This is a genomic window from Bacillus stercoris, from assembly GCF_029772985.1.
Classification (GTDB): Bacteria; Bacillota; Bacilli; order Bacillales; family Bacillaceae; genus Bacillus; species Bacillus stercoris.
Genome location: NZ_CP121861.1, coordinates 3,867,652 through 3,892,653, shown reverse-complemented (window position 1 = coordinate 3,892,653; position 25,002 = coordinate 3,867,652). Strand labels below are relative to the sequence as shown.

25 protein-coding genes and 1 riboswitch are annotated in these 25,002 nt (G+C 46.2%); of the genes, 19 read left to right on the top strand and 6 right to left on the bottom strand.

Annotated features, from left to right (window positions below; all coding sequences use genetic code 11):
* The first annotated feature begins 7 nt into the window (after nt 1-7).
* The 5 genes from QA442_RS20185 to amj all read left to right on the top strand — a co-directional run bounded on the left by QA442_RS20185 (nt 8) and on the right by amj (nt 3,840).
* Nucleotides 8-868, top strand: coding sequence for an SDR family oxidoreductase (locus tag QA442_RS20185; protein ID WP_095431754.1), 861 nt, complete (start codon nt 8-10; stop codon nt 866-868).
* Nucleotides 869-883: 15 nt separating this feature from the next.
* On the top strand, nt 884-1,387 hold the full coding sequence (gene lyxE, locus QA442_RS20180) for a D-lyxose ketol-isomerase (protein WP_095431753.1): 504 nt from the start codon (nt 884-886) through the stop codon (nt 1,385-1,387).
* Between the two features lie 87 nt (nt 1,388-1,474).
* Nucleotides 1,475-2,020 (top strand): GNAT family N-acetyltransferase, encoded by a 546-nt coding sequence (locus QA442_RS20175; protein ID WP_095431752.1) that lies wholly within the window; start codon nt 1,475-1,477, stop codon nt 2,018-2,020.
* Nucleotides 2,021-2,103: 83 nt separating this feature from the next.
* Nucleotides 2,104-2,526 carry a pyridoxamine 5'-phosphate oxidase family protein gene (locus tag QA442_RS20170; RefSeq protein ID WP_069839891.1) on the top strand — a complete coding sequence of 141 codons (423 nt, stop codon included), beginning with the start codon at nt 2,104-2,106 and terminating at the stop codon, nt 2,524-2,526.
* A 504-nt stretch (nt 2,527-3,030) separates the two neighbouring features.
* Complete coding sequence (gene amj / locus QA442_RS20165) at nt 3,031-3,840, top strand: lipid II flippase Amj (protein WP_003234394.1); 810 nt, start codon at nt 3,031-3,033, stop codon at nt 3,838-3,840.
* A 44-nt stretch (nt 3,841-3,884) separates the two neighbouring features.
* Here the strand turns inward: amj and QA442_RS20160 are convergent, their stop codons facing one another.
* Entirely contained in the window at nt 3,885-4,175 is a 291-nt protein-coding gene (locus QA442_RS20160) for a DUF3817 domain-containing protein (RefSeq protein WP_095431751.1), read from the bottom strand.
* A gap of 184 nt (nt 4,176-4,359) precedes the next feature.
* Between QA442_RS20160 and lrpC the strand changes: the two genes are divergently transcribed.
* The 10 genes from lrpC (at nt 4,360) to QA442_RS20110 (ending at nt 18,849) form a co-directional block, all read left to right on the top strand.
* Nucleotides 4,360-4,794, top strand: a complete 435-nt coding sequence (lrpC, locus tag QA442_RS20155) for a transcriptional regulator LrpC (protein WP_071581021.1) — start codon at nt 4,360-4,362, stop codon at nt 4,792-4,794.
* A 64-nt stretch (nt 4,795-4,858) separates the two neighbouring features.
* A complete protein-coding gene (locus QA442_RS20150) occupies nt 4,859-7,042 on the top strand; it encodes a DNA topoisomerase III (RefSeq protein WP_251199216.1) in 2,184 nt (727 codons plus the stop codon).
* A gap of 201 nt (nt 7,043-7,243) precedes the next feature.
* Nucleotides 7,244-8,332: a lipoprotein YdaJ gene (locus QA442_RS20145; protein WP_095431749.1), complete on the top strand. Its 1,089-nt coding sequence runs from the start codon at nt 7,244-7,246 to the stop codon at nt 8,330-8,332.
* Nucleotides 8,313-9,164 carry a cyclic-di-GMP receptor EpsK gene (gene epsK, locus QA442_RS20140; protein WP_095431748.1) on the top strand — a complete coding sequence of 284 codons (852 nt, stop codon included), beginning with the start codon at nt 8,313-8,315 and terminating at the stop codon, nt 9,162-9,164. Before QA442_RS20145 ends, epsK begins: the two co-directional genes overlap by 20 nt.
* Nucleotides 9,165-9,174: 10 nt before the next feature.
* Nucleotides 9,175-10,884 (top strand): DUF2334 domain-containing protein, encoded by a 1,710-nt coding sequence (locus QA442_RS20135; RefSeq protein ID WP_095431769.1) that lies wholly within the window; start codon nt 9,175-9,177, stop codon nt 10,882-10,884.
* Nucleotides 10,877-12,139: a glycosyltransferase family 2 protein gene (locus QA442_RS20130; protein ID WP_069839898.1), complete on the top strand. Its 1,263-nt coding sequence runs from the start codon at nt 10,877-10,879 to the stop codon at nt 12,137-12,139. Before QA442_RS20135 ends, QA442_RS20130 begins: the two co-directional genes overlap by 8 nt.
* Nucleotides 12,140-12,144: 5 nt before the next feature.
* Nucleotides 12,145-14,256, top strand: a complete 2,112-nt coding sequence (locus tag QA442_RS20125) for a cellulose biosynthesis cyclic di-GMP-binding regulatory protein BcsB (RefSeq protein ID WP_071581017.1) — start codon at nt 12,145-12,147, stop codon at nt 14,254-14,256.
* 135 nt (nt 14,257-14,391) lie between these two features.
* Nucleotides 14,392-14,535: riboswitch (cyclic di-AMP (ydaO/yuaA leader) on the top strand.
* Nucleotides 14,536-14,728: 193 nt separating this feature from the next.
* A complete protein-coding gene (gene kimA / locus QA442_RS20120; protein ID WP_014662824.1) occupies nt 14,729-16,552 on the top strand; it encodes a potassium transporter KimA in 1,824 nt (607 codons plus the stop codon).
* Between the two features lie 56 nt (nt 16,553-16,608).
* Nucleotides 16,609-17,058, top strand: a complete 450-nt coding sequence (locus QA442_RS20115; protein WP_071581075.1) for an NUDIX hydrolase — start codon at nt 16,609-16,611, stop codon at nt 17,056-17,058.
* A gap of 66 nt (nt 17,059-17,124) precedes the next feature.
* The gene (locus QA442_RS20110; protein WP_095431747.1) at nt 17,125-18,849 is read left to right on the top strand and encodes a pyruvate oxidase; all 1,725 of its coding nucleotides are present in this window, start codon (nt 17,125-17,127) and stop codon (nt 18,847-18,849) included.
* 293 nt (nt 18,850-19,142) lie between these two features.
* Here QA442_RS20110 and QA442_RS20105 read toward each other — a convergent pair whose 3' ends face one another.
* The 4 genes from QA442_RS20105 to QA442_RS20090 form a co-directional block, all read right to left on the bottom strand.
* Nucleotides 19,143-19,409, bottom strand: coding sequence for a hypothetical protein (locus tag QA442_RS20105; protein ID WP_064671966.1), 267 nt, complete (start codon nt 19,407-19,409; stop codon nt 19,143-19,145).
* A gap of 104 nt (nt 19,410-19,513) precedes the next feature.
* Nucleotides 19,514-20,791: an Nramp family divalent metal transporter gene (locus QA442_RS20100; protein WP_071581013.1), complete on the bottom strand. Its 1,278-nt coding sequence runs from the start codon at nt 20,789-20,791 to the stop codon at nt 19,514-19,516.
* A gap of 229 nt (nt 20,792-21,020) precedes the next feature.
* Nucleotides 21,021-21,278: a GlsB/YeaQ/YmgE family stress response membrane protein gene (locus QA442_RS20095; protein WP_003246519.1), complete on the bottom strand. Its 258-nt coding sequence runs from the start codon at nt 21,276-21,278 to the stop codon at nt 21,021-21,023.
* A 77-nt stretch (nt 21,279-21,355) separates the two neighbouring features.
* The gene (locus QA442_RS20090; protein ID WP_095431745.1) at nt 21,356-21,808 is read right to left on the bottom strand and encodes a DUF2188 domain-containing protein; all 453 of its coding nucleotides are present in this window, start codon (nt 21,806-21,808) and stop codon (nt 21,356-21,358) included.
* 117 nt (nt 21,809-21,925) lie between these two features.
* On the opposite strand from QA442_RS20090, the gene QA442_RS20085 reads away from it, so the two are divergent.
* The 4 genes from QA442_RS20085 to QA442_RS20070 all read left to right on the top strand — a co-directional run bounded on the left by QA442_RS20085 (nt 21,926) and on the right by QA442_RS20070 (nt 24,072).
* Nucleotides 21,926-22,744: an EcsC family protein gene (locus QA442_RS20085; protein ID WP_095431744.1), complete on the top strand. Its 819-nt coding sequence runs from the start codon at nt 21,926-21,928 to the stop codon at nt 22,742-22,744.
* Between the two features lie 128 nt (nt 22,745-22,872).
* A complete protein-coding gene (gsiB, locus tag QA442_RS20080; RefSeq protein ID WP_024714471.1) occupies nt 22,873-23,244 on the top strand; it encodes a glucose starvation-inducible protein GsiB in 372 nt (123 codons plus the stop codon).
* A gap of 133 nt (nt 23,245-23,377) precedes the next feature.
* A complete protein-coding gene (locus QA442_RS20075) occupies nt 23,378-23,710 on the top strand; it encodes a cupin domain-containing protein (RefSeq protein WP_095432099.1) in 333 nt (110 codons plus the stop codon).
* Between the two features lie 2 nt (nt 23,711-23,712).
* Nucleotides 23,713-24,072 carry a YdbC family protein gene (locus QA442_RS20070; RefSeq protein ID WP_095432098.1) on the top strand — a complete coding sequence of 120 codons (360 nt, stop codon included), beginning with the start codon at nt 23,713-23,715 and terminating at the stop codon, nt 24,070-24,072.
* 36 nt (nt 24,073-24,108) lie between these two features.
* Here QA442_RS20070 and QA442_RS20065 read toward each other — a convergent pair whose 3' ends face one another.
* On the bottom strand, nt 24,109-24,930 hold the full coding sequence (locus QA442_RS20065) for a manganese catalase (RefSeq protein ID WP_095432097.1): 822 nt from the start codon (nt 24,928-24,930) through the stop codon (nt 24,109-24,111).
* Between the last annotated feature and the right edge of the window lie 72 nt (nt 24,931-25,002).

Genomic DNA, 25,002 nt, shown 5'->3' with positions numbered 1-25,002 from the left:
AATCATCATGGCACATTATCCAAAAGAACTGCCGGCACAAACCCAAAATCGCCAGCCGGGAATTGAAAGCGAAATGAATCCAAGTCCGGTGTATGAGTACGAGGATTATAAAGGAGCAGACAAATTAAAAGGAAAAGTTGCGCTCATTACAGGCGGCGACAGCGGGATCGGACGCGCGGTTTCGGTCGCTTATGCAAAGGAAGGCGCTGATATCGCCATTGTATATAAGGATGAGCATGGAGACGCCGAAGAGACGAAGAAACGCGTTGAACAAGAAGGTGTAAAATGCCTGCTGATTGCCGGTGACGTTGGTGAAGAGGAATTCTGCAATGACGCGGTTGAAAAAACGGTCAAAGAACTAGGCGGCCTTGACATCCTTGTCAACAATGCCGGTGAACAGCATCCGAAGGAAAGCATCAAAGACATTACAGGTGAACAGCTTCACCGCACATTCAAAACAAACTTTTATTCTCAATTTTATTTGACTAAAAAAGCAATTGATTACCTGAAACCGGGCAGCGCCATCATCAATACGACATCCATCAACCCGTACGTAGGGAACCCGACACTGATTGATTATACAGCGACAAAAGGCGCGATCAATGCCTTTACAAGAACAATGGCACAGGCGCTTGTCAAAGACGGCATCCGTGTGAATGCAGTAGCGCCGGGACCAATCTGGACGCCATTAATCCCAGCTACGTTCTCTGAAGAAACAGTCGCCCAATTTGGGCAAGATACGCCGATGGGACGTCCTGGACAGCCTGTTGAGCACGTCGGCTGTTATGTGCTGCTGGCATCAGATGAATCATCTTACATGACAGGCCAGACACTGCATGTCAACGGCGGTAATTTTGTGACGACATAAGAGGGAGTGTGACATATGGGTATCACGAAAGAAGAAGTGAACAGCTACTATCAAAAGGCAGGCATTGTATTAACGGACGAGGAAGTAGACCAAATCCAGCTGATGGACTACGGCTTAGGAAAAGAAAAAACAGTCGGGCTCCAGCTCTTTGTCTACGTCAATACAGACCGTTATTGTTCAAAGGAGCTGGTGCTGTTTCCGGGACAGACTTGCCCGGAACACCGCCATCCGCCGGTCAACGGCCAGGAAGGCAAGCAGGAGACCTTCCGCTGCCGCTACGGAAAAGTGTATCTTTACGTAGAAGGAGAAAAAACGCAGCTGCCAAAGGTTCTCCCTCCTCAGGAAGACAGAGAACACTATACGGTCTGGCACGAAATTGAGCTGGAACCGGGCGGGCAATATACGATTTCCCCGAATACAAAGCATTGGTTTCAAGCCGGTGAAGAGGGAGCCGTCGTGACGGAAATGTCATCGCCGAGCACAGATAAACATGATATCTTTACCGATCCAAGGATATAAGGATGAGGCTTTGCAGCCCATCCTTTTTTGTATTGAAAAAAACGGAATCATCGCTATAATGGGTAAAAAAGGAAAGAGGGCGAGGCAATGTTCACTTGCAAGGTAAATGAGCACATCACCATCCGATTATTGGAGCCGAAGGATGCGGAGCGGCTGGCCGAACTCATTATCCAAAATCAGCAGCGGCTTGGCAAGTGGCTGTTTTGGGCGGAAAATCCAAGCAGCGCTGAAACGTACAGAGAAACGATCATTCCAAATTGGCGGTGGGAATATGCTGATCTGACCAGCATTGAAGCGGGGCTCCTTTATGACGGCAGCCTATGCGGCATGATCGGACTGCATAACCTTGATCAAGTGAATCGAAAAGCGGAAATCGGATACTGGATTGCCGAAGAATTTGAAGGGAAAGGCATTATTACAGCTGCCTGCCGAAAACTCATTACGTATGCTTTTGAAGAGCTTGAGCTGAATCGTGTGGCGATCTGTGCGGCTGTCGGAAACGAAAAAAGCAGAGCGGTTCCGGAGCGGCTCGGCTTTCTAGAGGAAGGAAGGGCACGGGACGGCTTATTCGTAAACGGCAGGCACCATGATCTTATCTATTACAGCTTGCTAAAGCATGAATGGAAAGGATGAAAATAAAGAGCACACTTTCTTGTTTAAATCTTCCCCGGATGTGGAAAAGTAACAGCGGAGACGTTAAAAAGGAGTGATTCGAGATGAATCAGAAAGACATAAAACAAAAAGTGCTTGATGTTCTAGATCACCATAAAGTAGGTTCGCTCGCAACGGTTCAAAAGGGCAAACCGCATTCCCGCTACATGACTTTTTTCCATGACGGGCTGACGATTTACACACCGACAAGCAAGGAAACTCATAAAGCGGAAGAAATTGAGAACAACCCCAATGTCCACATTTTATTAGGCTATGATTGTGAAGGCTTTGGCGACGCCTATGTCGAAGTTGCCGGAAAAGCCAAAATCAACAATTCGGCAGAACTCAAGGACAAAATATGGAGTTCCAAATTAGAGCGCTGGTTTGACGGCAAGGATGATCCGAATCTGGTGATTCTTGAAATTGAACCGGAGGATATCAGATTAATGAATGCCGGGGAGAAAACACCGGTCTCACTCGAACTATAAAAAATTTGTGTTTTCAGGGGCGATATGTTATTATGAATAGCTAGTAAGAAAAATAAGCAAATAAAAAAGAAAGTAAACTTCTTTTTTCTGTTTTGAGAGAGAAGCTTACCGCTTCCCAAGCAGCATAATCAGCTGCCCTTATTCTTTTCCTTCATAACAAATCGCCCCTAACGATGAGATGGAAAAAAGACTTTTTTGTTTTACAATTCACACCGGCGCGGCTTCGGAGCCGCAGTGACGATTGAGAGGTAGGGCTTTCGTTGTCTTGTGTTCAAGAAATTTCCATGGTGTTTACTTTCCAGAAAGATTCTTCGGAACAATGCTTTATGAATCTAACCCGCCCGAGCAGGCGGATGATATAATCTTTATTTGCGTATAGAAAAGAATAAGACAAACCGCCCGGCGTTCGCCGGCGGTTTTTTTATTGCAAAAAACACATCGTACTGAAACCTAATTGCCTTCTTTCCAGTCTTATCTCTAGGATGAAATTGGAGGAAGAATAACGTGCATGTCATTACAACACAAGTACTTTTTATATTTTGTTTTTTATTGCTGATTCATTCGATAGAAACCTTAGCCTATGCCACAAGGCTTTCCGGGGCCCGCGTTGGATTTATTGCGTCCGCGCTTTCCCTGTTTAATGTCATGGTCATTGTGTCCAGAATGTCGAACATGGTGCAACAGCCCTTTACCGGGCATTTAATTGATGATGCGGGAAAAAACGCACTGGCGATTGTAGGGGAGCAGTTCCGCTTTTTAATTTTCGGATCGACAGTCGGCACCATTTTGGGCATTATCCTGCTCCCGTCTTTTGTCGCTCTTTTTTCACGGGCGATTATTCACTTGGCGGGCGGCGGCGGCTCTGTTTTTCAAGTATTTCGAAAGGGATTCTCGAAACAAGGATTCAAAAATGCCCTTTCCTATTTACGTCTGCCGTCCATTTCATATGTAAAAGGATTTCATATGCGCTTGATTCCGAAGCGTTTGTTTGTCATCAACATGCTGATTACATCGATTTATACGATTGGTGTGCTTTCGGCTTTATACGCAGGCCTGCTGGCGCCGGAGCGCAGCACGACAGCCGTCATGGCTTCGGGTTTGATCAACGGAATTGCGACGATGCTGCTGGCCATTTTTGTTGATCCTAAAGTATCCGTTCTAGCCGATGATGTGGCAAAAGGAAAACGAAGCTATATCTATTTAAAATGGACCTCTGTCACAATGGTCACATCAAGGGTGGCGGGCACACTCCTCGCCCAGCTCATGTTTATTCCGGGGGCCTACTATATCGCGTGGCTGACAAAGTGGTTTTAATAAAAAAGGCTGGATCATAAAAATCCAGCCTTTTTTGCGTTCCCTTATTTATATTTCCTTAATCCGCGGTCGTACAAAAAATTTCCGAATGGGACGAAAGCGACGATGAAGCCGGCGGCTGACCATTTCAGTGGCCATTTGACAGAGAAGGTTGCATAAGCCAAGACAAGCAAATACAAAATGAACAACCCTCCGTGAACCGAACCGACAATTGTCACTGCAAGCGGAAGGCCTGCCCAATATTTAAGCGGCATAGCGATGAACAGCAGGATTAAGAGTGACATTCCTTCAATAAAACCCATCGTGCGAAGTCTTCCGATCGGCGTGTGCAGCATAAATTGCCCTCCTTGTGGACACGTTTTCATTTTATACTATAAACAATCCGGAGGGGCATATGACAGCTTTCGAAAAATGTTCGGAAAACATTCATTTTTACATGCCTTTTTCAGGGAACTGTACTTGTCATTTACAAAAATACCCGAGATAATGTGTACAAAATCATAAAAGAAGGATGTTGAAATGAAACTTGACCAGATTGATCTGAATATCATTGAGGAGCTGAAGAAGGACAGCCGGTTGTCGATGAGGGAATTAGGCAGAAAAATTAAGCTGTCACCTCCATCTGTGACAGAACGGGTAAGGCAGCTTGAATCGTTTGGCATCATCAAGCAATACACGCTGGAGGTCGACCAGAAAAAACTGGGCCTTCCCGTTTCCTGCATTGTGGAAGCAACCGTCAAAAATGCGGATTACGAGCGGTTCAAAAGCTATATTCAAACATTGACGAATATTGAATTTTGCTACCGAATTGCGGGTGCAGCCTGCTATATGTTGAAAATCAATGCCGAAAGCCTCGAAGCGGTAGAAGATTTCATTAACAAAACATCGCCCTACGCGCAAACCGTCACTCACGTCATTTTCTCAGAAATTGACACGAAAAACGGGCGCGGTTAGAGAGTGCCGCGCGAAGTCTGTTATAATAACAGGATGAGCGTGAAAGAAAGAGAAGTGATCAAGCATGTCAAAAACAGTTGTATTAGCTGAAAAACCTTCAGTCGGCCGGGATTTAGCCCGGGTGCTGAAGTGCCATAAAAAAGGAAACGGTTATCTCGAAGGTGATCAATATATTGTGACCTGGGCTTTAGGTCATTTGGTGACACTTGCTGATCCGGAAGGCTATGGAAAAGAATTTCAATCATGGCGTCTGGAGGATCTGCCAATTATCCCAGAACCATTAAAGCTTGTGGTGATTAAAAAAACCGGAAAGCAGTTCAATGCGGTCAAATCGCAGCTTACCCGTAAAGACGTCAATCAGATTGTCATCGCGACTGACGCAGGCCGGGAAGGAGAGCTTGTTGCGCGCTGGATCATTGAGAAAGCGAATGTCCGCAAGCCAATCAAGCGGCTGTGGATTTCTTCTGTAACGGATAAAGCGATCAAGGAAGGATTTCAAAAGCTTCGCAGCGGCAAAGAATACGAAAACCTGTACCATTCTGCTGTCGCCAGAGCGGAAGCGGATTGGATTGTAGGGATTAATGCGACCCGTGCGCTGACAACCAAATTCAATGCCCAGCTCTCATGCGGGCGTGTGCAGACCCCGACGCTTGCCATGATTGCAAAGCGCGAGGCAGACATTCAAGCGTTTACGCCAGTCCCGTATTACGGCATACGTGCAGCAGTCGACGGCATGACGCTGACGTGGCAGGATAAGAAATCAAAGCAGACGAGAACGTTCAATCAAGACGTAACAAGCCGTTTGCTAAAAGACCTCGAAGGAAAGCAAGCGGTCATAGCCGAGCTGAAAAAAACAGCGAAAAAAAGCTTTGCGCCTGCGCTTTATGATTTAACGGAGCTGCAGCGTGACGCCCACAAGCGCTTCGGTTTTTCTGCTAAAGAAACGCTTTCTGTGCTGCAGAAGCTGTATGAGCAGCATAAGCTCGTCACATATCCGCGGACGGACTCTAGATTTTTATCCAGTGACATCGTCCCGACGTTGAAAGACCGTCTGGAAGGCATGGAAGTAAAACCGTACGCCCAATATGTCAGCCAAATTAAAAAACGCGGCATCAAATCCCATAAGGGCTACGTCAATGACGCGAAGGTGTCAGACCACCATGCGATTATCCCGACCGAAGAGCCGCTCATTCTGAGCAGTCTGAGTGATAAGGAACGAAAGCTGTATGACCTGATTGCGAAACGTTTCCTTGCAGTATTAATGCCTGCATTCGAATATGAAGAAACAAAGGTCATCGCAGAAATCGGCGGAGAAACCTTTACGGCAAAAGGCAAAACCGTACAGTCGCAAGGATGGAAAGCCGTTTATGATATGGCGGATGAGGATGATGAGCAGGACGATGACAGAGATCAGACACTTCCTGCGCTTCAAAAAGGCGACACACTTGCCGTCCGCACGTTAACGGAAACAAGCGGCCAAACGAAGCCGCCCGCCCGCTTTAATGAAGGGACCCTGCTGTCAGCGATGGAAAACCCAAGCGCATTTATGCAGGGAGAAGAGAAAGGCCTCGTCAAAACGCTTGGAGAGACAGGCGGCCTCGGCACGGTGGCAACGCGTGCCGACATCATTGAAAAACTGTTCAACAGCTTTTTAATCGAGAAAAAAGGCCAGGATATTTTTATCACTTCTAAAGGAAAACAGCTCCTGCAGCTTGTTCCGGAGGATCTGAAATCACCGGCTTTAACGGCAGAATGGGAGCAAAAGCTGTCTGCGATCGCGGCCGGCAAATTGAAAGCGGCTGTCTTTATTAAAGACATGAAGGCTTACGCTCACCAAACGGTAAAAGACATCAAAAACAGCAGCCAAACCTTCCGACACGACAACATCACGGGAACGGCATGTCCGGAATGCGGCAAAATGATGCTGAAAGTAAACGGCAAACGCGGGACGATGCTCGTGTGCCAAGACCGTGAATGCGGAAGCAGAAAAACGATTGCCCGAAAAACAAACGCGCGCTGCCCGAACTGCCATAAAAGAATGGAGCTTCGCGGCCAAGGTGAGGGCCAGACCTTTGCGTGTGTGTGCGGCCACCGTGAGAAGCTCTCTGTATTTGAAAAACGAAAAAACAAAGACAAAGCGCGTGCTTCCAAACGGGACGTGTCCTCTTATTTGAAAAAACAAAATAAAGATGAGCCGATTAACAACGCGCTGGCAGAACAGCTGAAAAAACTCGGTTTGGATAAATAATAAAAAACCTGTGCCTATCGCACAGGTTTTTCTATTGGACTTAGGTCCCGTTTTTTAAATGTTCAAAAAGGGAAAAAAAAGCTAGCAATCTGCATTTTTTTCTTTTATAGTAAATGTACTTTGTAACATGGCAGTCATATTTTCTTCTATAACTATTTGTGAGCGTCTGATTCGCTTCAGGCGACAAAGGGGGATTTGCCTGTGAGGCATGCACTAATTGCTGTCATCTTATTCTTCTTATCTATCGGACTTTCCGCAGGGTGTGCTGAAGCTGGAAATAAGGCCCAAAATCAGTCGGCGGCAGAAGTGAACACCAGCCCGCTGCAGCCAGCGGAATATTTCATCTATCATAATCTAATGAATGAACAAGGGCTGATCAAAACCGATTTTTCAGACCAGCCTTCGTATTTATCGGAATCTCTCGGCCTGTGGATGGAGTTTCTGCTCAGCAAAAATGACGCACCGCATTTCCAAGACCAATATCAGCATCTGACTGATTCATTTCTGATGAGCAATCATTTGGTGACGTGGAAGATTCAAAGTGGCCAAGCGAGCGGGACAAATGCGCTGATAGATGATATGAGAATTATGCTGTCTCTTGACCAAGCCGCCGCAAAATGGGTCCGCAGCGACTACGCGCAAACGGCTAAGGATATCGGCACGGCTTTGAAGACATACAATATGAACAACGGGTTATTTACTGACTTTTACGACTCACAGGCCGCTTCAAAGGATGTGACGCTTTCATACGTCTTGCCTGATGCCTTAGCTGTCTTAAAGAAGAATGGAATCATAGACGAAGAAACAGAACAGCGGAATGCCAATGTTCTCTATTCAGCTCCTTTAAAAAATGGCTTTCTGCCGAAGACATACAGCTCGGAGACGAAGGAATACACATATGACAGTGAAATCAACCTGATTGATCAGCTTTACACTGCTTGGCATTTGCCGGAAGGGGATGAAAAAGCATCTGTTTTAGCGGACTGGATCAAGCAGGAATTTCAGACAAACGGAAAACTGTACGGGCGATATTCGGCAGATACGAAGGAGCCTGCCGTCCAATATGAATCGCCATCCGTATATGCATTAGCCGTATTGTTTTTGACAAAACAGCATGAAAACAGCTCTGTCATCAAAGCCATATATGACAGAATGAATGACTTTGAAATTCATGATCCGGTGAAATCGTATTATGGAGGCTATATGAGCGGCACTCAGACGCATTCATTTGATAATCTGCTGCCGCTGTTAGCCGAAAGGAAGCTTTTTAATGAAAATATCATTCAATGAATCACAAAAATTATTTGCTTATTTTTCAGGGCTCATCGCGGCCCTGTCTCTGTTTATTTATTATGTGTCAGCCCAGCAATCGGAAGGCGCCCTGATCCTTTGCATCACGTTTGTCGTCATCGCCGCAGGCATCTGGTTCGGCCCGATTTACGCGCTGGCGGTGACCTTAATCGTACTTTTTGTTCTCGGCACCTTAATGATGTTTTTCCAGACTGGACAGGCATCGCTCTTTCCAGCTGAGGAAGGGCTGCAAGTGCTTGTCGTGTGGGGAATCGCGCTTTTGCTGTTTTCTTTTATTTCCGGAAGAATCCACGATATCACAGCAGAGCTTCGGCGCTCAATCACACGGCTTCAATCCGAAATCAAAAGTTTTGTTGCTGTTGACAGAGTGACCGGGTTTGATAACAAGCAAAGGATGCAGCTGGAACTTTCAGAAGAAATGAAGCGGGCGGAGCGCTACGGCAATTCTTTTGTGTTTTTGCTGCTCCATATGCATTATTTCAAAGAGTTTAAGTCCTTGTACGGTGAAAAAGAAACGGATCGCCTCTTCCAATATGTCGGTCAGCAAATCAGGACGAGTGTTCGGGAAACGGATAAGAAATTCCGCCCCTCTGACGAGCGTATCGGGATCGTGCTGACGCACACGCCTGCTGAACATATGCCAGCCGTTCTGACTAAGCTGAAGAAACAATTGGATACATATCAGCTGGAAAATGGAAAGTATGTCTCGCTTACGTTCCACGTTTGCTATTTGCCCTACCGGAAAGATATCAAAACAGCTGATCAATTTTTAGAAGAACTGGAAAATGAGATGATGATGAATGAACTATAAAGGAATCACACTGCTCTGCATCATGCTGCTTCTGTTTTCAGCGATTGCGTCTTTTCCCGTTTCAGCGCAAGCGAAGGAGCGGGATGCCGGCATTCTCATCATCTATTCAACCTTGGACGGCAAAGAGTCGTCTCAAGTCAAAATGCTCGATTTGCTTGCGGGACACTTTACATCCCATGTGACAGTCAAAAGAGATTCAGATGTTGAAGCGTCGGATTTCAAAGGAAAAGATCATGTGATGTATTACGGCCAAACGAAAAGAAAGCTCAGCAAAAAATTGCTGTCTCTTATCAGCAGCGTAAAAAAACCGGTTGTCGCCATTGGCTATAACGCAGGACAAATCAGCCAATTTTCCGGGCTTTCATTAGCCCGCAAAGAAAATGTGTTTCAGGTTCACAGCAGGCCGGAAAAGGCCGATGTGTCTCTGGAAAGCGGGCTTAATGTGCTGAGCGTATCAGGCCTGAAAGGAACGGCGCTTTACACCTTCAAAGCCGATGACGGCAAAACGCATTCTTTTATATGGAAAACAAAAAAAGGGAATGTGTACATTGGATTAACGAATTTGTTAAATGACAATTTGATCGTGGCGAAACAGCTCAGAGAAGCCTTCGGAGAGAAGGCGGGGACGACGTTATTGTATTTGCGTCTCGAGGATATCAGCCCGATGTCTGATGAAAAATTGCTGCTTCAAGCCGGTACATATCTGCATAAGCGGCATATTCCTTTTATCCTGGCGGTCATTCCGGTTTACTTGAATCCGGAAACAGGCGACAAAGTGTATTTGTCTAATCAACCGAAGATGGTCAAGGTGCTGAAAAAGCTGCAAAGCATGGGTGGCAGTATCATTGTTCACGGCTATACTCACGCTTATCGCTACAGTGAAACAGGAGAGGGCTTTGAATTTTGGGATGCAAAGGCGGATCAGCCGATTACATCCGGAAATGCCGAAGATCCCCCGTCCATTTTGGAGAAGGCACAGGACTTCCCGAACGAACAAGCCTATCACAGCTATCTCGAACCATTTCGGGAAAAGGAAGAAACGTATACAAAGCAAAAACTGACGCGGGCCATTGAGGATTTGACATCATCGGGTCTTTACCCGCTGGCGTTTGAAGCGCCGCATTACACGATGTCCGAATACGGCTATCAAATCGCTTCACAGTATTTTTCAAGCATTTTTGGCCAGGTTCAGCTCAGCGACACAACGTGGAAAACCTCCGGTGCACCTCCGTTCGTGACCGCTCCCTCGATGCTGCATGGAATGACGCTTTATCCGGAGACGATCGGCTTTGTTGATACATCAAAGCAAAACCCGCTCGGCGAGATGGAGGAGCATATCTCTCAGATGATTGATTTTGAAGGCGGAGTAGCCGGTGGATTTTATCACCCGTACCTTGGGATGAAATATCTGCCGGAGCTGGTTGATCAGATGGAACGCATTCCAGACAGTGAATGGCTCGATTTAAAGAAAACGCAACAAACCGTCAAAACAGACAAAGTGGAAATTCATACAAGCGGTGATGGAACGATTCAGGTGAAAAACGGCGTAAGCGCCATAGACGAGTTTTTCGATCATCATCGGCAAACCCCTCTGGAAAAGGCATTATGGATTCTCTCCGCTGTCGTGCTCTTATTTGTCATCATGTTTGTCAGTTATACGTTTTACTTGAGAGCCACATTGAAAAAACGAATTTTTAAGGAGAGAAGAAGCCTTGGGTAATACGCTGTTCTTTATCTCGCTAAGTTTAATATGGGTGATGCTTCTCTACCACATGTTCCTCATGCAGGGCGGGTTCCGCCACTATATGACCTTCGAACGGAATATCCCGAAGTGGAGAGAAAACATGAAGGAGCTGCCAAAGGTCAGCGTCCTCATCCCGGCGCATAACGAAGAGGTTGTGATTCGGCAGACGCTGAAGGCGATGGTCAACCTTTATTATCCGAAGGACCGTCTGGAGATTATCGTCGTGAATGACAATTCGTCAGACCGGACGGGTGATATCGTCAATGAATTTTCCGAGAAATACGATTTCATCAAAATGGTGATTACGAAGCCGCCGAACGCAGGTAAAGGAAAATCCTCTGCACTTAACTCGGGTTTTGCCGAATCGAATGGCGATGTGATCTGTGTATATGACGCCGACAATACGCCTGAGAAAATGGCCGTGTATTATCTCGTGCTCGGCCTGATGAATGACGAAAAGGCAGGCGCCGTGGTAGGGAAATTCCGCGTCATCAATGCGGCAAAGACGCTGCTGACGAGGTTTATCAATATCGAAACGATCTGTTTTCAGTGGATGGCTCAGGGAGGCAGATGGAAGTGGTTTAAAATCGCCACGATCCCAGGAACCAACTTCGCGATTCGCAGAAGCATTATCGAAAAGCTCGGAGGCTGGGATGACAAAGCGCTCGCTGAGGATACGGAGCTGACCATTCGGGTGTACAATCTCGGCTATCACATTCGCTTTTTCCCTGCGGCCATCACGTGGGAGCAGGAGCCGGAAACATGGAAGGTATGGTGGCGCCAGCGCACCCGATGGGCGCGCGGCAATCAATATGTCGTGCTCAAATTTTTGGCGCAGTTTTTTAAGCTGAAACGAAAACGGATTATCTTTGATTTGTTTTATTTTTTCTTTACGTACTTCTTGTTTTTCTTTGGCGTGATCATGTCGAATACGATTTTTGTAGTGAATTTGTTTTATGATTTGCATTTATCGGTTGGATTTTTGGCAATGATTCTCTGGATTTTGGCATTTTTCTTATTTATGACAGAGGTCATGATTACGTTGAGCATTGAAAAAACAGAAATGAACAGGCAAAACTTTTTTATCGTATTTCTCATGTACTTCACATACTCGCAGGCATGGATTGTGCTTGTTATCTACTCTTTATTCGTAGAAATCAAGCACCGTTTATTCAAGCAGGAGGTCAAATGGTACAAGACAGAACGATACAATCAACATAAAAGCGGGTGACCTTTTTGAAACAAATAATGATTTTTCTCACAAGCTTCATGCTGCTGGCGATGGCTGGACAACCGGCTCTTGCCAAGGATGTACAGGTCAGCGGTTCGCTTCTTGGGAAAAGCAGCCAAGAACAAGCCAAACAGCAGGTGCTGACAAGCGAGCTGATTACACTGTATGGATCAAAAGACAGCGCGGAGCTGACGTATCAGATCCCGGCAGGCGCCTCTTCAGGCAATCAGCAATTGGTCATTGAATACGAAGCATCAAATCTTTTAATTTCTCCTTCATCGTTAACGGCTGTCATTGATGATGAACCAGTCAAAACGTTAAAGCTTGATGGTGATTCCAAGCGGAAAACAGTGAAGCTGAATCTGAATAAAAACCAGTCAGCGCAAGGTTATCACAACGTATCGCTGAAATTTTACGGCGTAATGAAAGAGGGCGTGTGTGTCAGACAGGATACGTCTGGCAACTGGATCAAAATTTATCCGGACAGCCGGCTGACACTTGCTGAAAGCGGTGAAGCGAAAGGAACGTCGCTGGACCATTATCCGTACCCATTCGCCCAATCTGGAAACACAAGCGAAGAAACCGCCCTCGTCATTCCGGATGACCCAAGTTCGGCGGAAATTGAAGCTGCGGTTAAAACAGAAGGCTATTTGAAAACGGTGGACAGCAGTGTCAGGATTGCGTATGTCACAGAATCTGAGCTGAAAAAAATCGATAAGCCGACGATTGTTATCGGAGTGGACAAGCATTGGAACGGCAAAGTGAAAAAACTGATGAAACAAGCCGGCTTGCAGGCAAAAGGAGAAGAACTTCTGCTTGCTGAGCGGGTGCTGAAAGCAGAGGGCAAGCAGCAGCCGGTTCTGTTTGCGCAAGCTGCATCCGAGGACGTGCTCGCTAAAAAAATCAGCGTGATGACAGATCAGACATACACAGGCCAGCTCAGCGGCGATACACTTTCAATCAGCAAGCTTAAGCAGACAGAAAAAAAAGAAAGCGATAAGCTGACCCTCGAGAATTTTGGAGCGGGCGATATCACAATTGGAGCCGATAAAACATCTTCAGCACATTATTTTTATCCGGCTTCGGCGGTTTTAGATGAAAACCAATCAGCGAAGCTGTCGCTTAAACTGAAAAAGTCTGAAACGATTCAAGCTTCAACGGACGAAAGTGAATCGCCTTCTCAGGCTTCAGAGCTGAAAGTGATGATCAACGGCCAGCCGCACTCGGTCCGGCTTGATGACTTAGGAAAAGAAGATAAAAACGGATTCTATCATGTTACGGTGAAAGTGGACCCTAAGCTGCTGCAAAAAAACCGCTACATTGATATTCAGTTCGTCACAACCGGGTTAAAGGAAAACAACCCTTGCAACACGACTGATGAAGAAAAGTGGGTCTTTATTGATAAAAGCAGTACATTATCATACGCCATCAAAGGGATGTCCCCGTCAGCGGATTTTCAGGAGTGGCCGCTTCCTTACGCCGGAAATCAGGATCAAACAACGGTAATCGTGCTTCCTGACACCGTAAGCCAATCGAAGCTTGAGGAGCTTTCTCTCGTAACAGAATCCTTTGGCAGCGAAGCACAGCATTCATACACGGTAAAGAAATCATCTGACGTTACAGCAAACGATGCGAAAGGCCGAAACCTCATTTTTATAGGGGGGATCAATCAATTTTCTCTTCTGAAGGAGAAATCATCAGACCTGCTTGTGCCGCAGGCAAAAAACGGCTCGTTTGATGTATCTGATTTCGAGATGCTGAATGAGACGACAAAACAAGTGGTATTTACCCAAGCATCGCCTTGGGATTCACACTATACAATGGCTGTTTTTGCACCGGCAAAAGGAGAAGGCACGGCTGTCACGAAAGAGATCATCAATTATCTGAACAGCAACGATGATTCGGCAACCGTCCTTAATGAAACAAATAGCCAGCAGGTGTTTACAAACCACCAGCAGCTCAAATCGGAGACAGTCAGCTCCGGCGCAGAACAACCAACACAGGATCATAGCCAGAAATGGATGTATATTGGTGTGCTGGCACTTATTATGGTGATTGCGGCAGTGTTCATTTGGGTTGCCGTAAGACGAAGAAAAAGAAAGACAGATACAGAATAAAAACAGAGGCAATCTAGCCTCTGTTTTTTTATTTTTGGTATGTAAATTCCATTTGTGGAACCTATCATTTTATTTTTTCCGCCCGGCCAATAAGCCTCTTTACAACGTGTGGGAACGGGAGTATGATCTCTTTTAGAAAACAAATCGCTTAATCTGAAATCAGAGCGGGGGACCCATTAGAATGGCTTTTTGCCGTTGGGGTGAATCCTTTTTAGGTAGGGCTAACTCTCATATGCCCGAATCCGTCAGCTAACCTCGTAAGCGTTCGTGAGAGGAGATGAATGAAACCTGTGTTCGATGTTATGGCACAGGGGCATCCGTTTGCCTCTGTGTTTTTTGCCGTTCATTTTTAGGAATGTAAATCGCATACAGAGACATCATAGCAGAAAGGACTATTGCAAAATGTGAGAGCAAGACACTGATGTTTTATTGTTTTAATTGAAAAATGAGAAATTAAAAGGGGAAGACATCGATGTATCATTCAATCAAACGTTTTTTGATTGGGAAACCACTAAAATCTCAAGCAGCGGGAGAGCAAAAACTGACGAAATTAAAAGCCTTGGCTATGCTTTCCTCAGATGCGCTGTCATCTGTCGCATATGGGACAGAGCAAATTTTAATCATTTTAGCAACAATCAGTGCTGCCGCATTTTGGTACTCCATTCCGATTGCGGTCGGCGTTCTCATATTACTGCTCGCACTGATTCTTTCATACAGGCAAATTATTTACGCTTATCCGCAGGGCGGCGGGGCTTATGTTGTTTCGAAAGAAAACCTCGGTGAAAAGCCGGGATTGATCGCGGGCGGTTCATTGCTTGTCGATTATATTTTAACGGTAGCGGTAAGTATTTCCGCAGGAACGGACGCCATCACGTCGGCCTTTCCTGCATTGCATGATTATCATGTGCCGATCGCTATTTTTCTCGTGTTAGTGATTATGATTTTGAACCTGCGCGGGCTTTCGGAATCGGCATCCATTCTTGCCTACCCGGTTTATCTGTTTGTGGTGGCGCTATTGGTTCTCATTGCAGTCGGGTTGTTCAAGCTCATGACAGGACAAATAGACCAGCCGGTTCATCATACACCGCTTGGCACACCTGTAGCCGGCATTACGCTGTTTTTGCTGCTTAAGGCTTTTTCCTCCGGATGCTCAGCGTTGACCGGAGTTGAGGCCATTTCTAACGCCATTCCTGCTTTCAAAAATCCGCCTGCGCGAAACGCGGCAAGAACGCTTGCGATGATGGGGATTTTGCTGGCGATTCTGTTTTCCGGCATCACGGTGCTCGCATACGGATATGGAACGGCGCCTAAGCCCGATGAAACAGTGGTTTCACAAATTGCGTCCGAAACCTTCGGGCGGAATGTGTTCTACTATGTCATCCAAGGTGTCACATCGCTTATTTTGGTCCTTGCGGCAAATACGGGATTTTCAGCTTTCCCGCAGCTTGCCTTCAACCTGGCGAGAGACCAGTATATGCCGCGAATGTTTACAGTTCGGGGTGACCGCTTAGGCTTCTCAAATGGGATTATCTTTTTAGGCTTTGCCTCCATTATTCTCATTATCTTATTCGGAGGACAGACGGAGCACTTAATCCCGTTATATGCTGTGGGCGTATTTATTCCATTTACGCTTTCACAAACCGGCATGTGCATAAAATGGATCAAGCAAAAACCAAAAGGCTGGATCGGAAAAATGCTGATCAACTCCTGCGGCGCTCTGATTTCGTTTATGGTTCTATCTATCCTTTTTGTGACAAAGTTTAATGTCGTATGGCCTGTGTTAATCTTTATGCCTATCGTCGTTTTGCTGTTTTTTGCGATTAAAAATCACTACACAGCGGTTGGTGAACAGCTTCGCATCGTAGACAAAGAGCCGGAAGAAATCAAAGGCACCGTTGTGATTGTGCCTGTAGCAGGTGTCACCACCGTCGTGCAAAAATCGATTCACTATGCGAAATCACTGTCCGATCAGGTGATCGCCGTTCACGTGTCATTTGACAGAGAACAGGAAAAGAAAGTCGAAAAACGCTGGGAAGAGCTCAATAATGGAGTGCGTCTCGTTACCCTTCACTCCTCGTACAGAAGCCTTGTCCATCCGTTTGATAAATTTTTAGAAACAGTTGAGGCGAAAGCGAAGAAGGAGCAGTTTTCTGTCATGGTGCTGTTTCCGCAATTTATAACGAAAAAACGCTGGCACACCATCCTTCACAATCAATCGGCCTTCCTCCTCAGAGTTCGGCTGTTTTGGAAAAAGGACATAATGGTTGCCACACTGCCGTATCATTTTAAAAAGTAAAGTCTAGGACCAAGGGAATCACCTTGGTCTTTTTTGCGGGAAAGAGAGGAATGGCGGTGTATACACAAGGTGCTTTTGTAATCGTACTGAACGAAAATCAGCAGATTCTATTGGTCAAACGAAAAGATGTCCCTTTATGGGATCTGCCGGGCGGCAGGATTGATTCCGGGGAATCGGCTGAGGCAGCGGCGGTACGTGAGGTATTGGAAGAGACGGGATACAATACAGCGCTTTCCGCGAAAATAGGTGTCTATCAAAGGCCAAAGTTTCTAGATGAACAGCATGTGTTTTTCGGAAGCATAACAGGCGGACAAGCAATAGCGGACGGCACAGAGACAGCACAATTAAAGTGGTTTTCTCCGCGGCGCTTGCCGCTTTTTATGGTGCCGAACCGAAAACGGCAAATCAAAGATTACGTGAATGGCGCCTTAGATGCAACCATCACCCTCAAGGACGTCGGCATGCTTGCGGCGATCGATCTGTTGAAAAGAAGACTGGGCAAGTGATTCACGTCTCCGGGTTTTAAAGCCTTTCTCCTGTGGTATTGAAAAAAGGAAAAAGGAGGATACGTTATGGCACACAAAACTGCAGGACAAGCAATGACAGAGCTGCTTGAACAATGGGGAGTTGATCATGTTTACGGCATCCCCGGAGATAGTATAAATGAGTTTATTGAGGAATTAAGACACGAAAGAAATCAACTGAAGTTCATTCAAACACGCCATGAAGAGGTAGCGGCACTGGCAGCCGCGGCTGAAGCAAAACTCACCGGCAAGATCGGAGTCTGTCTGTCGATCGCAGGGCCGGGAGCAGTGCACTTATTAAATGGTTTATATGATGCAAAAGCGGACGGCGCCCCTGTGCTGGCCATTGCAGGACAGGTTTCATCAGGTGAAGTCGGACGTGATTATTTCCAGGAGATCAAGCTGGAGCAAATGTTTGAGGACGTGGCTGTGTTCAACAGAGAGGTACATAGCGCGGAAACACTGCCGGATCTCTTGAATCAGGCGATCCGCACCGCCTACAGCAAAAAAGGCGTTGCGGTATTGAGCGTGTCAGATGATCTGTTTGCGGAGAAAATCAAACGCGAGCCCGTGTATACTTCACCAGTGTATATGGAAGGGAACCTTGAACCGAAAAAAGAACAGCTCGTCACCTGCGCGCAATATATTAATAATGCTAAGAAGCCGATTATCTTGGCGGGGCAGGGAATGAAAAAGGCGAAACGGGAGCTCTTAGAATTTGCGGACAAAGCCGCCGCTCCGATCGTAGTCACACTACCGGCAAAAGGCGTCGTTCCCGATAAGCACCCGCATTTTCTCGGCAACCTAGGGCAAATTGGCACAAAGCCGGCTTACGAGGCAATGGAGGAATGTGATTTATTAATCATGCTCGGAACGTCATTCCCGTACCGCGATTATTTGCCAGATGATACGCCGGCTATCCAGCTCGATTCAGACCCGGCGAAAATCGGAAAACGCTATCCGGTGACAGCGGGCCTTGTCTGCGATTCGGCCCTCGGCCTGCGCGAATTGACAGAGTATATTGAACGCAAGGAAGACAGAAGATTCCTGAATGCCTGCACAGAACATATGCAGCATTGGTGGAACGAAATTGAAATAGATGAGACAGAGGCAACAACACCGCTTAAACCCCAGCAGGTCGTGGCACGTCTTCAGGAAGCGACTGCTGAGGATGCGGTGCTCTCTGTAGATGTCGGCACTGTGACAGTTTGGATGGCGCGTCATTTCAAAATGAACGCGAACCAGGATTTCATCGTTTCCAGCTGGCTTGCGACAATGGGCTGCGGTCTGCCGGGAGCGATCGCGTCAAGCTTGGCCGAACCTGAGCGCCAGGCGATCGCTGTTTGTGGTGACGGGGGATTTTCCATGGTCATGCAGGATCTTCCGACCGCCGTCAAATATAAGCTCCCGGTCACTGTCGTTATTTTAAACAACGAAAATCTCTGCATGATCGAATATGAGCAGCAGGTTAAAGGCAATATCGATTATGTCACGCAACTCCAAAATGTCGACTATGCCGCATTTGCAGAAAGCTGCGGAGCAAAAGGTATCAAAGTGACCAAAGCGGAAGAGCTTGCGCCGGCTTTCCATGAGGCGCTGCGCTCTGACCAACCGGTCGTTGTGGATGTCATGATTGGGAACGAACCGCCGCTGCCTGGCAAAATCACCTACGGGCAGGCAAAAGGCTTCAGCAAGTACATGCTGAAAAACTTCTTCGAAAACCAAAAAATCGAAATGCCGTCACTGAAGAAAAGTTTGAAACGGTTATTCTAAAAAAGAGGCCCTTTTAGAGGCCTCTTTTTTGTGTTGGAAACAAATGTATTTCGGGTTATCATTGTATTATGTTGGTATGAGGAGGATTACATGTTTGAGTTCATAAAATTATCGTTGTATGCATTAGGATCTGCAGGAATGATCTATGCGTCATATTACGATTTTCGCCATGCTCAGAACGGGCAAAAGGACAAATGCATCTTCTTTCAAAGCAAAAAGACCAGCGCATTTGTCCTTGTATGTTTCATTTGTTTATTCTTATCAAATCTTACAGAGCTCTTCTCAGTATAGGGTTATTTCTCTTTTTTCTTCAGCCCGAAAAAGAAAGGAAAAGCAGAACCGACCAAGAAGGTGCCGAATAAAAACATGCCGCCGATAAACACGTGAAAATTCGTGTGTCCGGCTGTAAACGCGGTGATCAAGGAAATGACACTGAGCACGATCATGGCAATGCCGGGCGCGACTCTCATTTTCCCCTTGGATTTATAGGCAGCGACAGAACATATAATGCCGATGACAATAGGAACAATCCACAAATAAAACAAAATAAATACTGACATCATCAAAACTCCGATTTTTTCTTCTATCATAACAAATTTCTGTCAAAAAGGGTATCAATGAGCTTTTGCCAAAAATAAAAAACCGGCTTTTGCAGCCGGTTTTTTTATCGAAACGTATCTACAATTAAAAACACATTCAAAGCGACAATCAATACTGCAATCAGCCAAGACACCACTGTGACCCATTTGGCGTTGATCAGAGATCCCATGATCCGTTTATTGCTTGTAAACAGAATCAGCGGAATGAGGGCAAAGGCGATCCCGAAAGACAGCACGACCTGGCTCAAGACGAGAGCGGTCGTCGGATTTACGCCAGACGCGATGATCAAGATCGGCGGAATGATCGTGATAAACCGCCGTACATACAGCGGGATGCGGTAGTTGATAAATCCTTGCATAATCACGTCGCCTGAAAGTGTGCCGACAGACGAACTGGATAGCCCGGCAACGAGCAGCCCAATTCCGAATAAAGCCGCAGACATAGGGCTGACAAGATGTCCGAATTGCTGAAACGCGACATCAAGGTCCTCAACAAACAGGCCGTTTTTGTAGAATAATGCAGCAGCCACAATCAGCATACTTGCATTAATAGCTCCTGCAATTAGCATCGCTATTAAAATATCAATAAATTCAAATCTGAAGATTTTTTTCCGTTCTGCATCCGTTTTACCGACCACCCGCCGCTGTGTAAGGGCAGAGTGCAAATAAATGGCGTGCGGCATAACAGTTGCGCCGAGAATACCCGCGGCAAGAAGCACACTGTCAGTGCCATGAAATGCCGGGACAAAAAGTCCCTTCATCACTGACACGGCATCAGGCTTTGCGAAAAAGGTCTGCAGTGCAAAGGCGATCACGACCACAAACAGCATACCGGCGATGCCGGCTTCAAGTGAGCGATAACCGCGGCGCTGAAGCTCCAAGATCGCGAAAGAACCGATCGCCGCTATAATAGACGCTTCAAGCATCGGAATGCCGAACAGCAAATACAGTCCCAGAGCCGCTCCGATAAATTCCGCCAGATCAGTTGCGATAATGACCAGCTCGCCCTGAATCCATAATCCAATCGAGACAGGCTTCGGGAATTCTTCACGGGCAACCTCAGGCAGATTTTTGCCTGTCGCAATCCCAAGTTTGGCGGATAGAGATTGAATTAAAAGCGCCATGATATTGGAAAATAATATTACCCATAAGAGCATATATCCGTATTTAGAACCCGCCGAGATATTCGTTGCGAAGTTGCCGGGATCAATATAGGCGATGGCTGCTATAAATGCAGGGCCAAGAAAAGGGAGCAGCCCTCTGAATCCTCTGATTTTCCCGTCAAGCGCATCTTGGACGGCTTTGGAACGGGGAGATTGTGCTGTGATGTCCTTGTTCATCATGTCTCACCTGAATTCTGATTGTTTTTGCCGTACAACAAAGAGTTTCCTTAAGGCAAATTATTTTATCTACATCATATGACCATCCCGGTTTCTTGTCAACCGAAAATGTTCAAAATACATTCCTGAATTTTTCCCTGTTATGTAACATGATATGTAGGGATTCGGGATAAGGTCCCATATAAAAAGACATCGTTTCAGTTCGAAACGATGCCTCCTGTATCTAATGAGTTTAGGCTTCTTTCCGCAGCCCGCGGAATATAAGGCCCAGCAAGAACACGAAGATGGCTGCCCCGATGATGGCCGGGAAAATAGCAAAGCCGGCGAGGCTCGGTCCCCATGTGCCAAGAAGTCCGTGCCCAATCCAAGCGCCGATCAGCCCGGCAATCATAGAGCCGAAAATTCCTCCCGGCAGCCGGTTTCCTACAATGGCGCTTCCAATTAATCCGATAACGATAGCAACAACTAATGAAACCAAAAAGCTAAGCATCATGATCACCTCTCATAAATGATTTACCAATCAATAACCGCTCCTGATTATTTCGAAACACCTAAAAGCACATCGCTTTATGATCCCGTTTTGATCGTTCTCTGCACACTGCCGTCAGCCAAATGGACAACGACCTCAGTGCCTTTATGCGCAGCGATTTCCTTTGCCCGTTCAATCGCTTCTCTCTTTGTATCCTTGATGTCAGACGCACGTTTGGCTCCCTCGGCTTTGACTGCCCAGCCGTTTTTATGCTTGATGACATGCTCTGCTTTATGCATGAGTTCTGGGTCTCCGCCGCTGTTGGAACCATCATCGCGTTCTGTCTCGTCATCATGTTTAAGAAAATCATCAATTTCATCTGTAGATGCGTTTTCCGCCCATTCTTTCGCTTTGCTTGTTGCGATCGGGATCGCACGTCCGTCCTCATAGCCCTCATCAATCATCGCATTCGCAATCTCAATTGCTTTTTTCTTGACCGGCTTCTCAAGGTTTTTTAATGAAGAGGGATAATCCTTCATTGACCATGGCATGTCCATCACTCCTTTTCTTTTTATAAAAATGGTACCCGCAGGTGAAAAATAAAAACGCATCCGAAAAAATGAAGGTATACTATATAGTAGAAAAAACGGAAGGGAAGTGCGGATTGGGTGCCAACAGAACGAAAAGAAGACTTACATCAGCAATTAAAAGAGATAGAGAAATGGGAAAAAGATCAGCAAAAAGTCTGGTTTTGGGAAAAGCTCAGCCGTCTCCCGTTTCAACTCCTGGACAAGCTGACACCGGAATTCATCCAGAAAAAGATCGGCAAGCTCTTGGATGAGGTCGGCAGCTTTGTTCAAACAGGCGGACAGTACCTGACATCTGAAAAACAGATTATCAGGATATTTCAAAAGAAACTGCCGGAAGAGATCTTTGAATCGCTGGAGGACGTCCGAAAAGCGCCTCTTCCTGTCATGGATGAAATTGCGGAAGGAATGGGCAAAAACAGAATCAACGCAGCAACCGTTCAAGGCGCGACAACCGGTGTGGGCGGCGTGTTTACACTGGCGGCAGACATTCCGGCAGTGCTTGGCTTATCACTAAAAACATTACAGGATATCGCAGTTGCATACGGCTATGACCCAAAGGAGAAAAAAGAACGTGTCTTCATTGTGAAATGTTTGCAGCTGACGTCGGCTGATGTTGTCGGCAAAAGATCGATTTTGCAAGAATTAAAACACTACGATCAAGACCGTACATATAAGAATGTCGCATCTCAAATTCAAGGCTGGCGAGAAGTCGTTTTAGGCTATCGGGACACGTTTGGCTGGAAAAAGCTATTCCAGCTGGTGCCGGTCGCCGGAATGGTTTTTGGCGCTGCTGCCAATCGCTCAACATTAAACGACATTACCGAGACAGGCATGATGCTGTACAAAAAGAGGCGCATTCTTGAACGACTGAAAGAAACAGAACGAGAGATGGAATAGCAGAAAGCAGACGGACACCGCGAACCGCCTGCTTTTTTTATTGAAAACACACCCAATGTGTTTTGTTTGTTTAAAAGAATTGATAGCGGGAATACAACAACCAACACCAATTAAAGGAGGAATTCAAAATGGCAGACAATAACAAAATGAGCAGAGAAGAAGCAGGTAGAAAAGGCGGAGAAACAACAAGCAAGAACCATGACAAAGAATTCTATCAAGAGATTGGGAAAAAAGGCGGAGAAGCCACTAGCGAAAATCATGACAAAGAATTCTATCAAGAAATTGGCGAAAAAGGCGGAGAAGCCACAAGCCAAAACCATGACAAAGAGTTCTATCAAGAAATCGGTGAAAAAGGCGGAGAAGCCACTAGCGAAAATCATGATAAAGAATTCTATCAAGAAATCGGCCGTAAAGGCGGAGAGGCTACAAGCAAAAATCATGATAAAGAATTCTACCAAGAAATCGGCTCAAAAGGCGGAAACGCCCGCAACAACGACTAATCAAAAGCATAAAGGCAGACAACCTGTAAATAAAAAGCGATCCGGCACATCAGCTGGATCGCTTTTTATTTCGGGAATTTTCTCAATTTATGCGAAAATTGCGATACAATAAGTGAAAAAGGGGTTTTCGCTAATGTCCGAAATGCAAAATTTGCACGCCATCGCAAACGAAGTCAAAGAAAAACACGCCAATTTTTCAATTTCAGAGGTCAACGACCACTGCGTGCGCCTTGCGGTGTTTACAGGAGAATATGACTGGCACCATCACCCTGACTCAGACGAATTGTTTATTGTTCTTGAAGGTGAGCTGTTGATCGACTTTAAGGACAAAGAAACCGCGGTGCTCAAAGCAAATGACAGCCTCCTCATCCCGAAAGGCACGGTTCACCGCACACGCTCTTACGTCAGAACGGTGAATCTCTGTGTCGAGCATAAACAAGCCAAAACCGTCATCATAGAGGAGTAGCCATGCTGATCAAAAGGATTGTATGTGAAGTAGACACTGCAAATGCTGAAGCGTTTGCAAAAGCGCAGTCAGAGTGGGAAGCACTATCACATGTAAATGGCTTCATCAAACAGGCCGGCGGCTGGCGAAAAACGATAGACGGGCCGCTCACCGCAGAAATCATCAGTGTATGGGAAAACAGAGCCGCCTATGATTATTTTATGGAGAACGAACATGACAGCATATACGAGGAAAACGAACAGAAGGCTGTGATTCTTTCGATAGAGGTGACGCTGTACGAAGAGGATAAACCGTTCGTTCACGATTTGTTACATAACCCAGACATCCAATACGAACCAGACTGGACGGTTCTGAAGGCATAATCAAAGCCCAAAACATCATGTTTTGGGCTTGTGTCTTTACTCGCGTCCCGGAAGTGTATTATGGACAAAAGGCGGTGCTGGTTTTAACTCCGGTTTTTCTCCAAACGTTTTTGCTTCTTTCACATATTCAAAGGCTTCTCCATCAGGCGCTTTTTCATTCAGCCAGTTTTGCTTGGCGCTTTCTTCGCCTTCAGAGAAATTGATAAGCTGATGTGAGAACTCTTGTTTTTCGAGCGCTTTCGGGAATGTGCCCGGCACAATCGGACCTTCCTGTGCTTCTAATTCTTTAATGGCGGCGAGCCATTGATTTTGGTGCATCGTGTCACGCGCCAGCAGGAAGCTGAGCATATCTTTGACGCCTTTGTCATCCGTCATTTCAAACAGGCGTGCGACCTGCAGGCGTCCCTGTGATTCCGCATTCAGGTTGGCGCGGAAGTCTGCCAGCAGGTTTCCGCTTGCTACGATATAACCGCCGCTCCAAGGTACGCCTGTACTGCTTTCCGGCATGGCGCCAAGTCCTGATACAATCGCATGGTGAGGGTTCATGCCGCCCAGGATGGAGCCGATGACCGGATCTTCAGCGGCTTTTTCCTGCTGATCAAGAGGGGCGTCCTCTAGAAGTCTGGCGATCATCGTTGCGATCATTTCAACATGCCCGAGCTCCTCGGTTGCCGTATCCATCAGCAAATCCTTGTATTTTTCATTTCCTCTTGTGTTCCAGCCTTGAAATAAGTACTGCATGGCAACTGAAATTTCTCCGAATTGCCCGCCTAAAATTTCTTGCATTTTTTTAGCGAATAATGGATCTGGACGATCTGGTTTAGCAGGATGCTGCAGCATTTTTGTGTGCTTAAACATGTACCCATCTCCTTTTTCGTTTATCTCTTTTTATATTTCCGCTCGTTTGAAAGATAAACGAAAACCAGCGTA